The sequence below is a fragment of the Maribacter hydrothermalis genome, from assembly GCF_001913155.1.
In the GTDB taxonomy this organism is placed as follows: domain Bacteria; phylum Bacteroidota; class Bacteroidia; order Flavobacteriales; family Flavobacteriaceae; genus Maribacter; species Maribacter hydrothermalis.
In genome coordinates, this window is sequence record NZ_CP018760.1 from 2,874,968 (window position 1) to 2,893,218 (window position 18,251).

General features: G+C 35.4%; 19 protein-coding genes. 10 read left to right on the top strand and 9 right to left on the bottom strand.

Annotated features, from left to right (window positions below; translation table 11 throughout):
• Positions 1-108: 108 nt before the first annotated feature.
• The 6 genes from BTR34_RS12255 to BTR34_RS19285 all read right to left on the bottom strand — a co-directional run bounded on the left by BTR34_RS12255 (position 109) and on the right by BTR34_RS19285 (position 4,242).
• Positions 109-561 carry a Coq4 family protein gene (locus BTR34_RS12255; RefSeq protein WP_068485833.1) on the bottom strand — a complete coding sequence of 151 codons (453 nt, stop codon included), beginning with the start codon at positions 559-561 and terminating at the stop codon, positions 109-111.
• Between the two features lie 53 nt (positions 562-614).
• A complete protein-coding gene (locus BTR34_RS12260) occupies positions 615-905 on the bottom strand; it encodes a winged helix-turn-helix domain-containing protein (protein ID WP_068485835.1) in 291 nt (96 codons plus the stop codon).
• Positions 906-929: 24 nt separating this feature from the next.
• Positions 930-1,565, bottom strand: coding sequence for a hypothetical protein (locus tag BTR34_RS12265; protein ID WP_068485837.1), 636 nt, complete (start codon positions 1,563-1,565; stop codon positions 930-932).
• A 77-nt stretch (positions 1,566-1,642) separates the two neighbouring features.
• Positions 1,643-2,761 carry an Sb-PDE family phosphodiesterase gene (locus BTR34_RS12270; RefSeq protein WP_068485839.1) on the bottom strand — a complete coding sequence of 373 codons (1,119 nt, stop codon included), beginning with the start codon at positions 2,759-2,761 and terminating at the stop codon, positions 1,643-1,645.
• Between the two features lie 79 nt (positions 2,762-2,840).
• Positions 2,841-3,749 carry a phospholipase A gene (locus BTR34_RS12275; protein WP_068485841.1) on the bottom strand — a complete coding sequence of 303 codons (909 nt, stop codon included), beginning with the start codon at positions 3,747-3,749 and terminating at the stop codon, positions 2,841-2,843.
• A gap of 124 nt (positions 3,750-3,873) precedes the next feature.
• Entirely contained in the window at positions 3,874-4,242 is a 369-nt protein-coding gene (locus BTR34_RS19285) for a DUF1361 domain-containing protein (protein WP_082960207.1), read from the bottom strand.
• 92 nt (positions 4,243-4,334) lie between these two features.
• Between BTR34_RS19285 and BTR34_RS12285 the strand changes: the two genes are divergently transcribed.
• Positions 4,335-4,715, top strand: a complete 381-nt coding sequence (locus tag BTR34_RS12285; protein ID WP_068485845.1) for a DUF1801 domain-containing protein — start codon at positions 4,335-4,337, stop codon at positions 4,713-4,715.
• Here BTR34_RS12285 and kdsA read toward each other — a convergent pair.
• Positions 4,712-5,530: a 3-deoxy-8-phosphooctulonate synthase gene (gene kdsA, locus BTR34_RS12290; RefSeq protein WP_068485847.1), complete on the bottom strand. Its 819-nt coding sequence runs from the start codon at positions 5,528-5,530 to the stop codon at positions 4,712-4,714. The two genes, BTR34_RS12285 and kdsA, sit on opposite strands and share 4 nt — an antisense overlap.
• A 177-nt stretch (positions 5,531-5,707) precedes the next feature.
• Between kdsA and BTR34_RS12295 the strand changes: the two genes are divergently transcribed.
• From BTR34_RS12295 to BTR34_RS12320, 6 genes are all read left to right on the top strand, one after another.
• Positions 5,708-6,181 (top strand): hypothetical protein, encoded by a 474-nt coding sequence (locus BTR34_RS12295; RefSeq protein ID WP_157483911.1) that lies wholly within the window; start codon positions 5,708-5,710, stop codon positions 6,179-6,181.
• 89 nt (positions 6,182-6,270) lie between these two features.
• Positions 6,271-6,852 carry a hypothetical protein gene (locus BTR34_RS12300; RefSeq protein ID WP_068485851.1) on the top strand — a complete coding sequence of 194 codons (582 nt, stop codon included), beginning with the start codon at positions 6,271-6,273 and terminating at the stop codon, positions 6,850-6,852.
• A gap of 214 nt (positions 6,853-7,066) precedes the next feature.
• Entirely contained in the window at positions 7,067-7,615 is a 549-nt protein-coding gene (locus BTR34_RS12305; RefSeq protein ID WP_068485853.1) for a hypothetical protein, read from the top strand.
• Between the two features lie 102 nt (positions 7,616-7,717).
• Positions 7,718-9,517, top strand: a complete 1,800-nt coding sequence (gene typA / locus BTR34_RS12310; RefSeq protein ID WP_068485855.1) for a translational GTPase TypA — start codon at positions 7,718-7,720, stop codon at positions 9,515-9,517.
• 286 nt (positions 9,518-9,803) lie between these two features.
• Positions 9,804-10,592: an SDR family NAD(P)-dependent oxidoreductase gene (locus BTR34_RS12315; RefSeq protein ID WP_068485857.1), complete on the top strand. Its 789-nt coding sequence runs from the start codon at positions 9,804-9,806 to the stop codon at positions 10,590-10,592.
• A 34-nt stretch (positions 10,593-10,626) separates the two neighbouring features.
• The gene (locus tag BTR34_RS12320) at positions 10,627-11,526 is read left to right on the top strand and encodes a DUF6503 family protein (protein WP_068485859.1); all 900 of its coding nucleotides are present in this window, start codon (positions 10,627-10,629) and stop codon (positions 11,524-11,526) included.
• A 179-nt stretch (positions 11,527-11,705) separates the two neighbouring features.
• Here the strand turns inward: BTR34_RS12320 and ppgK are convergent, their stop codons facing one another.
• Together ppgK and BTR34_RS12330 are read right to left on the bottom strand one after the other, a co-directional pair.
• Positions 11,706-12,452 (bottom strand): polyphosphate--glucose phosphotransferase, encoded by a 747-nt coding sequence (ppgK, locus tag BTR34_RS12325; RefSeq protein WP_068485861.1) that lies wholly within the window; start codon positions 12,450-12,452, stop codon positions 11,706-11,708.
• Between the two features lie 134 nt (positions 12,453-12,586).
• The gene (locus tag BTR34_RS12330) at positions 12,587-12,895 is read right to left on the bottom strand and encodes a hypothetical protein (RefSeq protein WP_074472138.1); all 309 of its coding nucleotides are present in this window, start codon (positions 12,893-12,895) and stop codon (positions 12,587-12,589) included.
• A gap of 1,026 nt (positions 12,896-13,921) precedes the next feature.
• Here BTR34_RS12330 and BTR34_RS12335 point away from each other — a divergent pair.
• Genes BTR34_RS12335 through BTR34_RS12345 form a run of 3 tightly spaced genes read left to right on the top strand, consistent with a single transcriptional unit; the run spans position 13,922 to position 17,965 of the window.
• Positions 13,922-16,087 (top strand): PEP/pyruvate-binding domain-containing protein, encoded by a 2,166-nt coding sequence (locus BTR34_RS12335; RefSeq protein ID WP_394333952.1) that lies wholly within the window; start codon positions 13,922-13,924, stop codon positions 16,085-16,087.
• Between the two features lies 1 nt (position 16,088).
• The gene (locus BTR34_RS12340; protein WP_068485867.1) at positions 16,089-16,682 is read left to right on the top strand and encodes a hypothetical protein; all 594 of its coding nucleotides are present in this window, start codon (positions 16,089-16,091) and stop codon (positions 16,680-16,682) included.
• A 20-nt stretch (positions 16,683-16,702) separates the two neighbouring features.
• Complete coding sequence (locus tag BTR34_RS12345; protein WP_068485869.1) at positions 16,703-17,965, top strand: serine hydrolase; 1,263 nt, start codon at positions 16,703-16,705, stop codon at positions 17,963-17,965.
• The last annotated feature ends 286 nt before the right edge of the window (positions 17,966-18,251 follow it).

Here is an 18,251-nt window from a genome sequence, read left to right on the forward strand (position 1 = left end):
GTTAGAAGGGATTTTATTCTTACCATGATTAGTAAAGGATAATAGGCTGTAAACAAAAGTGTTGTATGACACAAAAGTTGAAATTTTGAGATTTTATTTTTCATGATGTTATGGAATTAAAAATGTGGACTTAATACGATTAAGAGGTTGATTTAAAAGCTTTTGAAAATTAATTTGATGAAAGGGTAGTGCTGATTTTCCCAGCTTATATTTAGAAATAAAAAAGTTCCAGTACTCTGGGAAAAGCACCGTACCTAGAAATAATACGGCGAACAAATAGATGCTTCGTTTACCATTACCAAACAAATAGTATTGCATACTAATTTCATCGGTTACGGTAATTCCTGTATTGGTTAGCACATGAAATACATCATGGTTTTCTAGTTTCTCTTGAAGTTGAAACATGTTATCTTTTAAAAAAAGCCCCATGTGGGAACCTAGCGTGTTTGCCGGGTAAGCCAGTAAATCTTGCGTTTCAAGATTCCATGCCTGGTTCGCTTTAAAGAACTGATATGGTGAAACACTCCAATCGTATAATTTTTTTAAAATGGTTGCTCTCATTTCATTATTTATAAAGTACTTTGAAATTCAAAGTAAAATGATAAAAAAATAGTTCAATTTCCAATTAGCTTTTCTAGCGCACTGATATGCTTCTTAAATTCTAATTTGCCCAGTTTGGTAGCAGAATACCGTGTATTGGGCTTTCTTCCAATAAACTGTTTTTCAACTTTTATGTACGCTTCTTTTTCAAGCGCTTTGGTATGGCTAGCCAAATTACCGTCAGTAGCTCCAAGAAGTTCTTTCAACATATTAAAATCCGCGTAATCATTCACCATTAAAATGGACATGATGCCCAATCGTATGCGGTGGTCAAAAGCTTTATTTATGTTATCAATTAAACTCATAAATGGCGTTTTGCTAGGGCTAAATTAATCTCTATCGTATTTATAATACATTAATGCACCGTAAAGAATATGGCAAACACCAAACCCTAAAGCCCAAAAATACAATCCATAGCCTATAAACTGCGTACTAATTAATCCGATTAGTATAAAAGCCAATCCCATATAACGGACATCGCCCATGGTATATTTGCTTGCATTAACACAGGCAAGACCATAAAAAATAAGTGTTGCCGGCGCTACTAAACCTGCCGCGCCATGTTGCATAAGTACTAAGCAGAAAAGGCCACCAACGACTAGGGGAATTAGGAAATTATACACTAGGCGCTTACTGGTGCTATCCCAAATTTTTTCACCACTTTTTTTAGATTTCTTTAGAGTCATTACAAATCCTGTAATAGCTGCCATTACAAGAACTGCTAAAGCAATTAGGGTTAAATCTTTTGAAAGGGCGGTATCCCAAAGAGCTGAATTTCTACCAGCGAAGCCGTCGTAATTAGTTGGCGAAAAATCTTTTAATCTTACGTAGGCTAATGACGCTCCTATTAATGCATATATGCCTGCCAGTATTCCAGAAAGTCCGCTTAGGGATATAAACCGTGAAGACCGGTTCATTATATTTTTAATTTCGGTTATGTCGTTTAGATACTTATTTGCCTCCATAATTAAAGTACTTTGAAATACAAAGTTAAATTAAATATCATTTACTTTTACAAAACTGGGTAAAAAATAGTTGAAAATTAATTCTCTGGAGAAATAGTCCAAGAGATAGTAGGCGATACTTTTGGCGCGGTAAAACAGCCTAATGCTTTTAGTTTTAACGTAATTTCGTTTTTCTTTTCTAGTGTTTTTAGCGCTACTTTTTTTGTTTCTCCGGCCTTAAATTCAAATACCGGAGAGCTGTCATAAAAGGTGTAGTCAGATACGTTTTCGAAAAGTAAGTTACTACTGGTACTATTTTTAAGTTCTATTTCAAGTACTTGGGTATTTCGTAAATAGGTTGCTTTCTCAACAACGATACTTGCTTTTAAAAGTGGTACTAGAAATTCTTCTTTGCCCACTATCAACTCGTTATACACAGCAACGGTTCTACCGGCAAAAAGGGCTTCTTGTATACTTTCTATACTTCTTTCTTTTGCAAATACCAAGGTAATAGGTCTTTGATTTCCTTTTTCGGTATAATCCCAATCTATGAGCCCGTGAATATCGCTGGTGCCCATTATGGTTAAATTATGTTCTAAAGCTAGTGCCAAAGATTCTTGGGCGTAGTCAACTGAATTAATGACCTCAATACCGTGTAGTTCATCATTTTTAATTCGGTCTTTTTGAAAATCACTTAAAATAGGATTCCCAGTGGGCGATTGGTTATGCCAAGCAGGGTGATTCCAAAAAACAAACGCATTTTGCTTTTTGGCTTCTGCAAATGCCTTTTCAGCCTTGTCTTGTAAAATAGGATTGGCATCTTTTATAAATACCGCATTGTTATGCCCAATTGGAGCGCTACGGGTTATCTCAGAACCGTGAACAATCATTAAATCGTGTTCTTTTGCTTCTTCTAATGCTATGGCATACGACCTATTCCTGTCCGGGTGGGGAATATCTTCCAAATGGGGTTGGTACTCTAAATGTTCCGTTAATGAAATAGCATCTAAATTATCCCGTAACGCTTCCATTACACGAATATTTGGCCAAACATATCCGTCAGAAAAAACAGTGTGTATATGTAGATCGGTCTTTAAACTTTTATACCCTGGAATATCGGGAAATGACAATGGTCTTGAACTTTGATGTTCGTGTTGTTGTGATGTTACGATCAACGAAGCCATTAATGAACATAAAAAGAGCAGTTTGGTTTTCATATAAATGTGGTTTATTCAAATGTATGAAAATCAACCTAGATCTAGAACATTGTCATTAGCTCTCAAGATTAAATAATGATTAATTTATCAATGATACGCCGATACCTAAAGTTGTTTGTCGGTGGTTGTAATCGATAAGTGTTTCGCCGTAACCATCAAAAAATTGAAGATGACCATTAAAGTTTTCAAGTATAGGAAATGACCAATTTAACTGTAGGCTACCTCTACTTTTATTACCATAATTTAAAGAATGTCTTGCAATGGCACGAAAACGTTGCCTACCCCAGTCATACGTTATATCGGCTTCGCCACGGCCTATATAATCCGAAATATTTTCGTTGTCATCTATTTTACTTCCTATTTTAAACCATGGTTTTAGCATTACTTGCCAGTTGCCACGTTCAAAACCTGCATGAAAAGCAATACGGTTCCAGCTTCTTGAAATGGGGTCCGACTGACCGTTGGACTCATGAATTAAAGAGGATCCTATCATTTTTGCATCAAAACCAAGGAGTTTAAACTTAATTGGGAAATTGGCTATAATTTCTGGTTTATAATTTAATTCTCTAAAGGGTCGTGAGCGTTCGGTATTATAAATTTGCCAGTAGGCGGTTTGCGAATATCCCATCCATAAGTCCATACGACCATCAAACATATTATGAAAAATTTTTGTTTTGAGGCTTACTTGGAACTTAGCTTCCACATCGTTTAAGCTAACGGGCGCATCTAAAACTTTAGAAGAATTTTCTGCTTGTGGAAATTCATTAGGGTTGGTAGAATATTTGGCAACACTTAGGTATATAGGCTTGTAAGAGGTTATTAAAAAAGTACCTCGGTGGTGGTCATCAAGTTCCCATAATTCAGAAAGACTTTTACTGTTTTTAAAAATCCAATCATCATCAATATTGTCTTGACTATAGCTGTGCATATGAAGTAAAATAAATAAGGTAGTGTATAGTAGTGTAAAGGCTATTCTATTATTTTTCATGCACATTTTTTAAAGTGCAAAATTAGTCATTATGTATTTAGTGACTTCCTATAAAATATGGTTTTAGCGTCCAGAAAGAAATCCAAATGAATGCGCCAAAACCTAAAATCCACAACCAAGCTTTTTATATCACTAAAGATTTAAAAGTGTAGGCTATTAAAAGCTGAGGTCTTGCAATAAGATGCCAAGAATTGAATCGAATAGATTTACCTAAAAAAAATCCAAATCCACTTATTAGTGACACGCTCAGAATAATAAGATTTGCATTGATAGGATAATTGTGTTTTTGTAAATTAGAGAATGCATCCATCATGGATAATATTCCGCGTAATAAGTCACTAATCGCAAAAATAATAAGTATTAAAATGTTTATCCAAACGATAGCAATAGGATTGACTATTTGAATGAGGTCTGTAATAACATAAGGGCTATGTGGTGAAAAAAATATCGATAAAAATAGAATTCCCCATACCTGTAAAGAAAAAGTAAATATGAGTTCGTTTTAAGAAAAATCTTTTAATTTTAGTTCTGCTTACATTGCTCTAAAGAGCTGTTATTGTTCTTGAAATAGGTATATTTAGAACTATGAAACCAGCAGAGAATTATATTTATAATCAACCGGAACCGTTTAGGGGTATTTTAATGCATTTGCAAGTGATGATTGAAACTACTTTACCAGATGTGGAACTGAAGTATAAATGGAATATTCCTTGCTTTTATATTGGTAAATCGCCCATCTGCTATTTAAACGCATCACATAAAAAAAAGTTTGTAGATATTGCATTTTGGAATTCCGCACACCTTACAAAACATTTAAACGTACTAATTTCTGAAAACAGAAAAGTAGTACGTTCATTGCGATATAGTACTCTTGAAGATATTGATAACAATATATTAATTGATGTTTTAAAAGATGCTTATTCCGTCCGCCAGAACGGATTTTATAAAAAAGAAGACATCAATTAAAACTCATTAACAACAGCTCTCAACGCCACTAAGTCTGTCAATAACTTTTTCATCAATCCTAAATCTAACATGTTTGCGCCATCACTTTTTGCATTGGCACAATCGAAATGGGTTTCTATGAAAAGTCCGTCTACTCCGGCAGCGATTCCTGCACGTGCCATTGTTCCAATTAATGCTGGTCTACCACCTGTAACACCCGATGATTGATTGGGTTGTTGTAAGGAATGTGTTACATCTAAAACTACAGGTGCATATTGTTTCATGGTAGGTACACCTCTAAAATCGACAATCATATCTTGGTAGCCGAACATGGTGCCACGATCGGTAATGATAGCTTGCTGGTTTCCAGTTTCGGTAACTTTATTTACCGCATGCTTCATACTTTCCGGACTCATAAATTGTCCTTTTTTAATGTTTACCGTTTTGCCTGTCTCTGCAGCGGCAACCACTAAATCGGTTTGGCGTGCTAAAAAAGCAGGAATTTGTAATACATCTACATACTCCGCAGCCATAGCAGCATCTTGCTCTGTATGTATGTCCGTTACCGTTGGTATTTTAAAAGTTTCAGAAACTTTTCTTAATATTTTCAACGCCTTTTCATCACCAATACCCGTAAAAGAATCTAACCTGCTACGGTTCGCCTTTTTAAAACTTCCTTTAAAAACATAAGGTATTTTAAGCTCGTCGGTTAAGGTTACAATATGTTCTGCAATACGCAACGCCATATCTTCACCTTCAATGGCACATGGACCAGAGAGAAGAAAAAAGTTATTGCTATCTGTATGTTTTATCTGTGGTAGTAAGGATAGGTTCATTCGTCGAATATTTTTAAACAAAGATACTATTTTAAGAAGCGTACTGTTCTATTAAGATAAGATTGTCGAAAACCCAAATCGAAAATGTATTTTAAGCGCTACTTCCCTTTATTTCTGTTTTTTGTTCTTGTGAATCAAGTAAATGCCCAGTTTGGGAAAAATTGCGAATTAAGACAGATGAAAATAAATATTCTAAATCCTGGGTTTGAATATGAAATGGCGCTAGGGACCAATACTACTTTTGATATTAAAGCCGGATTACAATTTGCTTTAGATCCACTTTTACCTGATGTATATGAAGAGCTGGCTTTTATGCCGGCCATTGCCGGACAGTATCGCTATTACTATAACTTCGAAAATCGTCAACGCAACAGAAGACAAATTTATGGTAACTCGGCAAACTATATAGCTCCGGCTGCCGCTGTGTTTTTTCCAGGTACCCGTACTATTGAAAATAATATCGTAAAAGGTGCTTTTGGTTATGCAGGTGTGGTCACTGGGTTACAGCGCAGTTTTAACTCAGGCTTCAATTTTTCTGTTGATGTAGGCGCTGCTTATTATACAGGGCAGTTTAATGGCGCTATTTATCCCGTTGCTAATTTAAGTATTGGTTGGATCGTTAGTGAAAAACGATGGTGCGTAGGCAGGTAAAGCCGTAAGTAATTTCATAATATTTCTTTAAAAGAAGTTGTAACATGTGTATAAACCAGTAGTTTTAAATGCAACTTTAAACGAACCACATGAATAAAATTACCCTCATTGCCTTTTTATTGGCAGCACAGTTTGGATTTTCTCAAATAAATGGAATAACCGAAAAAGGTTCTGGTATTGTTAATTTAGAAAAACACCAATTTAAGTTTAATTTTTTTAATCCGGGTATTAGCTACGAATTTGGCATTTTTAGAAATCAAACGGTTTCTACAGATGTGGGGTTAGGTGCTGCTACCTATGAAGAAGGGTACGCCTATGGTTTGGCCATGAATAATAGATATCGGTATTATCATAATTTTCAAAGACGCTTAGATCGCGATAAAAATGTTTCTGGTAATTCTGGAAATTATATTGCAGCGGCACAAGCTATTTTCTTTTCTCAATTACGCCTTTCTACCAATATTCAAGGACCCAGTGATTTTAATTTAGGGTTTTATGGAATGGTATACGGTGTTCAACGTACCTACCCTAAAGGGTTTAATTTTAATGCCGAACTAGGGGCAGGATTTTATAAAGGGGACGGTGTTCCAGATGGTTACGGGCCACTTGTAAGTTTTAAATTTGGTTGGGTTGCTACTAAACGGAAATCTAGAAAACCAACCTTTGATTAAACTGGCCTAATAGTTGATAATGAACTCATCTTGACTTTTTCTTTTACCTACGAATTATACATTTTGCACCCTAATTTTGTCATTGTTGAGTTCCGTAGCTATGGCTATGTAAATAAAAAATGACTTCATTACGGCACAAAAGCCATAATTCTCGGTTCCAAATAAAAAGTTAAGATGAGTTCAATAACCTACAAGACAAAAACCAATCTAAAACATGAAAAAAATCATCTTCGTCGCAGCTATTTTTATGATTACTTTTTACAGTAATGCCCAGTCTGGTCAATTTGTTGAAGACGGACTGTTAAAAGCAAATCTTTTATTACCTGGGGTCTCTTATGAGTTTGGAGTAGGTAAGAGGACAACCATAAATACAGAAGCTATTATTGGTTTTGCACTTAGGGGGGCATCTAATGTAGAAACACAATTTGGTTTATATCCTGGTTTTGCGGCCGATTTTAGATACTATAACAACTTTAATAGAAGAATTTCCAAAGGAAAAAATAGTACTGGGAATACAGGTAATTATTTCGGTTTTTTAAATCAATTTCAATTTGGCACACCTATAATTGGCGATTTGGAATATGCTTCGGACTATTATTATAATGTTGCTTTGGTATATGGTTTACAGCGTACGTACAAGAAAGGATTCTATTTTAGCCTTGCTTTTGGACCAGGAGTTTTTGTAAATGAGTTTAATACGGATGCGGGTGTTTTAATAGATGCTAGACTTGGTTGGGTAATAGGTGGTAGAAAAAAGCAGTAATTTTATTAGCGAACTCGCTCAAAATCAATAAGATAAAAATAACATAAGTTTAAGTGTAGCTATTAATATTTAAAGTATCTTTGCACGCTTAAAATAGACCTTATGTCCACTACAAAGAATATTGCGATCATTGCGCACGTTGACCACGGTAAAACCACCTTGGTCGACAAAATAATGTACCACTGTAGCTTGTTTCGTGAAAACGAAAATACAGGCGATTTAATTTTGGATAATAACGATTTGGAAAGAGAACGTGGTATTACCATTACTTCCAAGAACGTTTCCGTTATATATAAGGATACTAAAATAAATATTATCGATACGCCTGGTCACGCCGATTTTGGTGGTGAAGTTGAACGTGTATTGAACATGGCAGATGGTGTTTTGTTATTGGTAGATGCTTTTGAAGGACCAATGCCACAAACTCGTTTTGTATTGCAAAAGGCAATTGATTTAGGTTTAAAACCTTGTGTTGTTATTAATAAAGTAGATAAAGAAAACTGTACTCCAGAAGAAGTTCATGAGAAAGTGTTCGATTTAATGTTCGAATTGGGTGCCGAAGAATGGCAGTTAGACTTCCCTACCGTTTATGGTTCTGCGAAGAATAATTGGATGAGTGACGATTGGAAGAATGTTACAACCAATATAGAGCCTCTTTTAGACATGGTTATTGAGCATGTTCCTACTTTTGAGCCAAAAGAAGGGAATACGCAAATGTTGATTACTTCTTTAGATTTCTCATCTTTTACGGGTAGAATTGCAATTGGGAGATTACAAAGAGGAACGTTAAAAGAAAATCAGCAAATATCTTTAGTTAAACGCGATGGTTCTATCGTAAAATCTAAGATTAAAGAACTTTATGTATTTGAAGGCCTTGGACGTAAGAAGGTACAGGAAGTAGAAACTGGCGATATTTGTGCATTAGTTGGTGTTGAAGGTTTTGAAATTGGTGATACGGTTGCCGATATTGAAAATCCAGAGGCATTAAAGACTATTGCTATAGATGAGCCTACTATGAGTATGCTGTTTACCATTAATGATAGCCCGTTCTTTGGTCAAGATGGTAAATTTGTAACCTCTAGACATATTAAAGATCGTTTGGCGAAAGAATTAGAAAAAAATCTTGCGCTACGTGTAAATCCAACTGACAGTGCCGATAAATTTTTAGTTTTCGGTCGTGGGGTATTACACCTTTCTGTTCTTATTGAAACCATGAGACGTGAGGGTTATGAATTACAAATTGGTCAGCCACAAGTAATTATAAAAGAAATTGATGGTGTTAAATGTGAGCCTATTGAGCATTTAACGATTGATTTACCAGAAGAAGTTTCTGGTAGAGCTGTTGAAATGGTATCTATCCGTAAAGGAGAAATGACCAAAATGGAAGCAAAAGGCGACCGTATGTTATGTGAATTCCAAATTCCATCTCGTGGTATTATAGGTCTTCGTAACCAATTATTGACGGCAACTGCAGGTGAGGCTATTATGGCACATCGTTTCTTGGAGTACCAACCTATGAAAGGAGATATTCCTCAAAGACAAAATGGTTCTTTAGTGTCCATGGAAAAAGGTAAAGCAATTCCTTATTCTATTGATAAATTACAGGATCGTGGTAAATTCTTTGTTGATCCAGGTGAAGATATTTACGAAGGTCAGGTTATTGGTGAAAACTCTCGTGGAGATGATATGACCGTAAACATTACTAAAACTAAAAAACTATCTAACGTTCGTTCTTCTGGTGCAGATGATAAAGCTAAAATTGTTCCTGCAATTAAGTTTTCTCTAGAAGAAGCTTTAGAATATATTCAAAAAGATGAGTATGTTGAGGTTACTCCAAAACATTTACGTCTTCGTAAAATCTATTTAACGGAAAACGATCGTAAGCGTAATAAAATAGCTTAATTATTAAAGCCTCTTTTTAAGAGGCTTTTTTTATAATTTTTAGCCACCTTTTTTGGTGGCTTTTTAGTTTTATGGAATGGTTTTAAGAATATGGTGCTCTAAATTTTATAAATTATCTGTTTGCTATTTTGCCAATTACAGCCAAATGATTGAGGAATATGTAAAATAATTAGCTTCATATTCTTACATCCTTAATAATGTCTTCCGGACTAATTTTTCTTCGTTTTGATATAAAATTTTATCTAATTTAAAGTTCAAATTAAACTCAACTCAAACGAAAATCAGTATGCAACTAGAAGGAAAATATGTGCTCATAACAGGAGGCACTCGTGGCATTGGAAAATGTATGATACAAGAACTTGTAAAAGGCGGTGTTAGCAAAATTGCAGTCATTGCACGTGACAAGCAAAATCTAAAACAATTGGCTCAAGAATTTGAAGGCGTAAAATTTATAAAAATTGCCGGGGATGTTGCCAATATTGAAGTTTTACGAGATGCAGTAGCTCTTATTGAAGATAAATGGGGCCATTTAGATATTCTAATTAATAATGCAGGAATTGTTTCTGCAGGTCCGTTAGAAGATATTCAAGATGAGGATTTATATGATCAGGTAGCAATTAATCTTACCGCTGTACTTTTGCTAACTAAATATTGCATACCTCTTTTAAAGGCTTCTAAAGAGGCGGCTATTTTAAATATATCTTCTGGTTTGGGTTTAATAGGAAAGCCATTTTATGCCGTCTATGGAAGCACAAAAGCGGGCATTAGGCAATTTTCTGATTCTATGCGAAGAGAATTAGCGCCTTTTAATATTTCTGTAACCTGTGCTTTTCCTACCGCTACAGATACTGATATGATGCAAAAATTTAAAGGACGCGAAATGGATTCGCCAGAGTTTGTTGCAGAACGATCTATAGCTGGATTATTAAATAAAGAAAGCCAAGTTATTTTTGGAGGTGAAGAACGACTGAATGAAAATGCTATGAATTTTAATGCCCCTGATGAGCTCGATAAAATTATAGCAGAAAGTTATGAAGAACGTAAAACGGCCAGTATAGATCATAAAGCCGTGTGATTTAATTGGCAAACCAACTAAACGGCAAACAACTATGAGATTACATTACAAAGTATCACTTTTAGTAATAGTAACATTTTTTATTTCCTGTAAAGAAACTCCTAAGCCAGATAATGACGTTTCGAAAGAAATAGCACCCGAAACCGACGTTATTTCCATCCCAGATTCGTGGGTAACTTCTAGGGTTGCAAAAGCAAAAGAAAGATTAAACGCTACGGAAGCAGGAAAAATAATATGGAATGCTATGGAAGCACATGGTGGGTTGGCAAAGTGGTATGCAAACGGACCTATTTCTTTTCGTTTTAATTACCAGCCTTTAGATGACAAAACGACAAGAGATAGTTACCAAACAGTTGATACGTGGAGCAATAGAGCAGTACATACTAGTGCTACGGATAGCACCGATAAATTTGGTTGGACAGGCGAAAAAGCTTGGGTAAAAGCGAACGACAGTACTGCTTTTGCCTATGATACAAAGTTCTGGGCGCTAACGCCATTGTGGTTTGTTGGTCATCCCTTTATTTTAAATGGGGAAGGTGTAAACTTAGAATTGTTAGATTCAGAAATATATAAAGAGAAAGAGTACCATGTAGTAAAAGTAACTTTTGATGCTGAAACAGGTGATGCCCCGGATGACTACTATATTCTTTACGTAAATAAGGAAACTAATAAATTAGCGGTTATGAGATACATTGTTTCGTACCCGGAGTATTTTAAAGATGGTGAGCATGCTCCAGAAAAATTTACTGAATTTATAGGTGAACAAGTGGTGGACGGTATAACTATGCCAGGAGGATTTAAAACGTATTGGACGGTTAAAGAAAATCAACCTGGTGAATACATAACTAAAATTGATTTCACCAATGTGGCTTTTAAGACAGATTTACCGAAAGACTTTTTCGATGCTCCGGCCAATGCTAAGATTTTAAATTAATTCGTGTCATAAATAATGACCATAAAAAATCCCAAAGATAACTTTGGGATTTTTTTGTTTTCTATTGTAAGCGTATTGTTATTTTATTGGCACCGCCAAAGGGTATAATACCCCGAGGCTTGCCTCGAAATTAAAAGTTCGTTTCGGGCGAATGCCTCGTGGGCTTGCCCCGAGGTAGTTTACTTTTTGACTTTGTATTGAGAGGCTACTGCGGCACCAATAATACCGGCATGGTTTTGTAATTCTGCAGCAATTACTTTAGTGTCAATTTTTATCTGTGATTTAAACGAATCAAAATCTTTTGATGCTCCGCCCCCTAAAACAATTAAGTCCGGAGATACGATCAATTCAACATATTCTAAAAAGGTATTAAAACGTTTTCCCCATTTTTTATATGAAAGTCCTTCACGGTCTTTTGCTGAACCTGCAGCCCATTTTTCAATTTTAGAGTATTTTTTATAAGGAATTTGCCCTAATTCAAAATTAGGAATTAGTCTGCCATCTAAAAAAGCACCACTACCTAAGCCGGTGCCTATGGTGATCATAACAACAAATCCTTTTTCACCTTTTCCTATGCCATAGTTCATAGTAGCATAGCCTGCTGCATCTGCATCGTTGATTACCGTAAAATCTAGTCCGGTTTTCTTTTCTAAAATTTCTTCAACATTAACGCCAAGCCAACTTTTATCGAGATTTCCTGTTGCTTTACAAACTCCGTTTTTAATAATGGTAGGGAATCCACAGCCAACTTTTCCTTTGTAATCAAAATGCGCAACAATTTCAGCGATTACATCGGTCATTGCTTCAGGTGTTCTGGGTATAGGTGTCGGAATTCTAAAACGTTCAGTGAGCATTTCACCTGTTTCTGAATCAACTAAAGCTCCTTTTATTCCAGAGCCACCTACATCAATACCTAGTAAAGTCATTTTGTTTTTTATTATGAATTACAAAGAAACGAAAAAGATTCGGCTCTTCGAAGTGGGTTTTTATTGGGTTTTATAATACGTAAAATCAATCTAATAAGGGCATAAAAAAAGGACCTTATGGTCCTTTTCTCTTTTTATTCTGGCATTTCCAGATTTACGATAGTACTAATTTGTATCTCTTCCTCATCTTCATCTAACTCCGTATCTACAGTAAAAGTGATCATAAACTGCCTGCCTACATAAGTATCGCTGGTTAGTTCAAATTTTGTACTAATTTCGTTAGATACATTCGTAAATTCTGCCCTATAACCATCAGAATCGGTAAAAACATACATCTCGTCAATATAGCCTTCATAGGTACCGTTCATAGTTTCGGTATTTTGGCCGTAAGTAGTTGTAAATGAAGTAATAGCTACGAATAATACAATTAAAATTGATTTCATTGTTTTTTGTTTATTAGTTATCTTTTTGATTTTGTTTTGTCGACTTTACTAGTTGTTTTATTCAACTAAAAAGTTGATACAAATGAAATCTAATTATTTGAATAACGAGTATTTTTATCATTTTATTATAAAAGATTTTTTAAATCTTAATGTGCTGTAAGTCAGTTAGGTATTTTTACTTTATTGTGTTAAAATAATTTTCCAGTCTATTGCAAAAGAGCACGTTTAGATAGTACCTTTGAGTAATAATTTAATACCATAAAATTGAAAAATTATAACTTAAATTCCATTTACAGTATTTTAATTATTGCCCTTTTTACTTCCGTTACTATTGCATATTCACAAACATCAGTACCTGCTGATAATATCAAAACTTTAGTTGAAAAGTATAAGAGTGACATTCGAGGTCCGTATAGAGATATTCGGTGGTTTTGTACCGATGGTAGTATACGCCAACCTAAAGACCCATGTCCCGATGATATAGGTCCTGGAGTGCAGCATGCACGGTATAAAGATGAGGTTGTTGCATTAGGGAAAAGCAATCATATCTTTTTTGGTCAAATATTGGCATTTTCTAATAATGAAGAGATTTGGGATTCTAATAACAACCATTCTCGATTAAAACAATACCAATTAGATAAATACTTACGCCTTATTGATGATGGTTGGATAAATAAGAAAAGCCAGTATTATAGAGGTTCGGTACAGGTAGAAGATGAGGAAGCTTGGGGAATTGCTTTTTATAAGTGGATCTTGGCCAAAGATAGTGTGGTTGCAGATAATTTTTATTTCCTAAGACAATCTTTAAAAGATATACCACATAGTGGTGATGACAATGTTGCACAGTTAATGCGAAGCGAATCGAAAGTTATTTCTGATCTATATACTCCGTTTATGGATTTAAGAACTAAAATTCATAGCCAGCCCGAGAAATCTGATATTCAGAAAGTACTTGATTTTAAAACTAAGAATCAAAAATCATTAACTACTGATTTAAATAAGAAACTAGATGGCTTGGTAACTACCATGCAGACTTTTTTTAAGCCGGTAGATGTTCAGGCATTATTGAATAAATCTAAATTGGTAAAAGGGACAACTTTAGGGGATAAAGTACAAACATTTGTTCAGGGATTATCAAGCAATGAAAAACCGGCTTATTTGGTAAATGAAACAGCACAATTACTTTTAGATATAAGAGAAGGATTACTAGAAGAAAAACGACCATTGGCACGTTTACAATTATTGGATATTTCATTAAAGTTAGAAGAACTTTTATTTCAAAATGCACCAAATTGGGAACCTACTACTGTTAGCGAACAATTAGAGAAAATATGTGCCTTGACCACGGCCTCGGTAGGTGCAGGATATTTAGAATTATGGGAATGGGAACAAGTTTCTGGGACCTTAAGCAAGTTTGGTCAAGAGCAATTAAGTTTGGCAGAGTTGACTCAAGTGTTAGAAACAGCAAGAGCCGCAGTAGAGTGGAGTGCTGCCATGGTTAAAGCAAATTATCAGGAAGTGGTAGATGTATACACCACTTTTGAACCAAAATCATATGCCTTTATAGATGATAGAATAAGAGGTTCCATGGCTTTGCACTTAGGAAAAAGTGTTGGTGAATTAGGCGATTTTATCGCCAAAGAATCTGCACTAACAAATATGGTGATGGATATACCTAACCAAAGTACGTTTAGAGGGCTAAATCCTGGGTATGCTTTTGGTGAACTGGTTGTCGTAGATGGGTCATCGGAAGATATAGAAGTGTCTTCGGATAAAATTTATATTTTTCAACGTTCTCCGTCAGATCTAAAACCTGTTGCCGGTATTGCCACTGTGGCCGAGGGTAATATGGTTTCTCACGTGCAATTACTAGCACGTAATTTAGGAATACCAAATGCAGCCTTATCCGATGCTAATCTTCAAAGTTTAAAAAAGTATGATGGCGACCGTGTGTTCTATGCGGTTTCTAATAAGGGTAACGTCATAATTAAGCCCGAAGCAAAAATGACCGAGCAAGAACGAGAGCTTTTTGTGAAGAAGGAAAGAAACACCGATAAAATTGAAGTACCTGTTGAAAAAATTCAATTGGGAAATACCGATGTGCTGAATATGCGAAATGTAGATGCCAGTGATTCAGGCGCTTTATGCGGACCAAAGGCAGCTAATCTTGGCCAATTGAAAAAAATGTTCCCTGAGCAAGTGGTTGAAGGATTGGTAATTCCGTTCGGGATTTTTAGAGATCACATGGATCAGCAAATGCCAGGCGAGAATAGCTCGTATTGGGAATATTTAAATGCTATGTTTACAGAAGCCGAGCGTATGCGAAATGCAGATGTGCCGGAGCCAGAAGTTGAGAATTATCAATTACGTCAATTAGAGACTTTAAGAGAAGCTATTAAAAAAATGCCGTTGAAGGCTGATTTTATGAATCAGTTAGAAGCTAAGTTCAAATCGGTCCTGGGTTCGGACCTAGGTGCAATACCTGTATTTTTACGTAGCGATACCAACATGGAGGATTTAAAGGATTTTACCGGGGCAGGTCTTAACCTTACCTTGTTTAATGTTTTGGATAAGGAGAAGATTTTAAATGGCGTAAAAGAAGTTTGGGCATCGCCATATACGGAGCGTAGTTTTAAATGGCGCCAGAAGTATTTATTGAATCCAGAAAATGTATTTCCGTCTATTTTGGTGATCCCAAGTGTAGATGTAGATTACTCCGGAGTTTTAATTACAAAGGGAATCAACTCTGGTAATGACCAAGATTTAACGATTGCTTTCAGTAGAGGTGCCGGTGGTGCGGTTGATGGGCAATCGGCAGAAACCTATACTATTTATGATACAGGTGGATATAGATTATTAGCTCCAGCTCGTGAACCTAAGTATAATTCGTTACCTGCTACAGGCGGTACTGGCAAGAAGGTTGCTACATTTCAAAAAAGAGTGGTGAACGAGAATAATTTAAATGAAATAAAGCAATTGGCAAAAACCATTCGAGAAACATTACCAAAAGAAACAAATTCCGATTACGAAGGTGCTTATGATGTAGAGCTTGGTTTTAAAGAAGATAAACCATGGTTGTTTCAAATTCGCCCTTTTGTTGAGAATAAAAAGGCATTAAGTTCAGGATATTTAGAGTCTATTACCCCGAAAATTAATACACAGAAAGAGATTTCATTAAGTACAAAATTATAATATGAAAAGTATCTGGCTGTTATTAATTGCTACGCTATTTTTTGTTTTTATTGGGTGCGATTTAGATGATGACGATGGGGTTGATGAAGAACTGCCAGCGATAACCACTGCAGGATTAAATACATTTGGATGTCTTATTAATGGACAAGTGTATGTGCCTAAAAAAGGAAGCTTTTGTTTAGACTGTGCGAATACCCCAAAATTGCAATTGACTTATGGCGAAATTTTTGAAGGGTATCGATTTGCTTTAGGGACTCATAATGATATAGATGGAGATGTTGCCATGACATTGGAACTATTTAATGGTGTAGCGCCTTTAACCGAAGGGTTATATTCCCTTTCACAAACAATATTAGAGGGCAATGATATTCCTATTTCCAATGCCTCTTGCTGGATTAGGAAAAAAATTAGTGGGCAAAAAATTGAATCAGAATTTTACTCAAATGAAAACATTGGTGGAGTTCTGGAAATCATTAAAATTGATGAAGAAAATAAGTATATATCTGGGACTTTTTATTTTTCGGCAGTAGATGGTAATGGTCAATTCGTTACTATAACCGATGGTCGTTTTGATGTTACGTATAAGAGTTTTTAAAAATTACTATTAATACAAGTATGAAGAAAATTATAGTATTACTAATTGTTGTTTTAATTGCATCAGCATTTACCACATATACCTACTACCCAATTGACGGTTACGAACGTACAGGTATAAAACGATTAAAACGTTTAGAATTAATTAAAAGTGGGGAAATTAAAAATGTCCCGGCGTTACCTGCAGGTGCTTTAAAGTCTTATAACGAAATTCAATTAAACTTACTATCAAGAAAGAATGATAGTGCCATGGGTTTAATGCAGGTTAACGAGGCTTTTCAGAAAGAAATCAGTGCACTGTTCCGAGGTTTGGATAAAAGTTATTCATTGACCGTTTTAGATATCTCCGACCCAGAAAATGTACGTTACGCAGAACGAAATGAAACATCGGGCTATCAACCCGGTAGTGTAGGTAAATTGGCTGTTTTAGTCGGATTGTTTACCCAGTTAGAAAAAATTTATCCGGATTCATTCGAAAAAAGAACGGAGCTGTTAAAGAACAAATCGGTAAAAGCAGGCGTGTGGGGCTTAACTGATGAGCACACCATTCCTATCTATAATATCGAAAAAAACACCTTGGTAAAACGACAGGTGATTGCTAGTGATGTATTTACTTTATATGAATGGGCAGACCATATGCTTTCTGTCAGTAACAATGGCGCAGCAAGTATTGTGTGGAGAGAAACACTCTTAATGGCGGCATTTGGAGAGAAATATCCAGAGTTGACCCAAGAAGAAGCAGATACTTATTTTAAGGAAACACCAAAGAAGGAATTGACGGATTTAAGCAATGATGTAGTCAACTTGCCGTTGCGAGATTTAGGTATTACATCAGATGAATGGCGATTAGGTAGTTTCTTCACTAGAGGAGCAAATACGTATGTCGGTGATAAAGGTGGGAGTATCGGCTCTCCACAAGGTCTAATGAAATTTTTGGTTCAGTTAGAGCAAGGTAACGTAGTCGATGAAGCTTCTAGTTTAGAAATGAAACGATTAATGTATATGACGGATCGCAGAATTAGATATGCACAATCGCCAGCATTGAAAGAAGCTGCTGTGTACTTTAAATCGGGCTCCTTATACAAATGTGACCGAAGCAAAGACGAAGAATGTGGGAAATATATGGGGAACGTCACTAATTTTATGAACTCGGTCATCATAGTTGAACACCCAGATAATTGTAGGTATATGGTGGTGTTAATGACCAATGTTCTCCGTAAAAACTCCGCCAGCGACCACATGTATTTGGCAGGAAATATTGATAAGATTATACGAAAAGGATAATTTTTTTTTGCTTACGGCATAATTTAACAGCCTAATGTACTATTTGTCGGTAGGTTTTTTTTCTTTTAAGTCTTTTTTATATTAAACTACCAAGGGGCAAGACCATTAGGTTGTTATTACAATATTGGGATATAACGCTTTTTTCGTTGGCGTTACGTTAGGCTTTTTGCACATATTTTAGTTAATGATGGAGAACAATATGCAGCTTTATTAGCCATGATTGCCTTGGTAATATCTTAGTTACAAAGTATAAGGGCATAAATTAAATATGGACTATGCTTCTTTA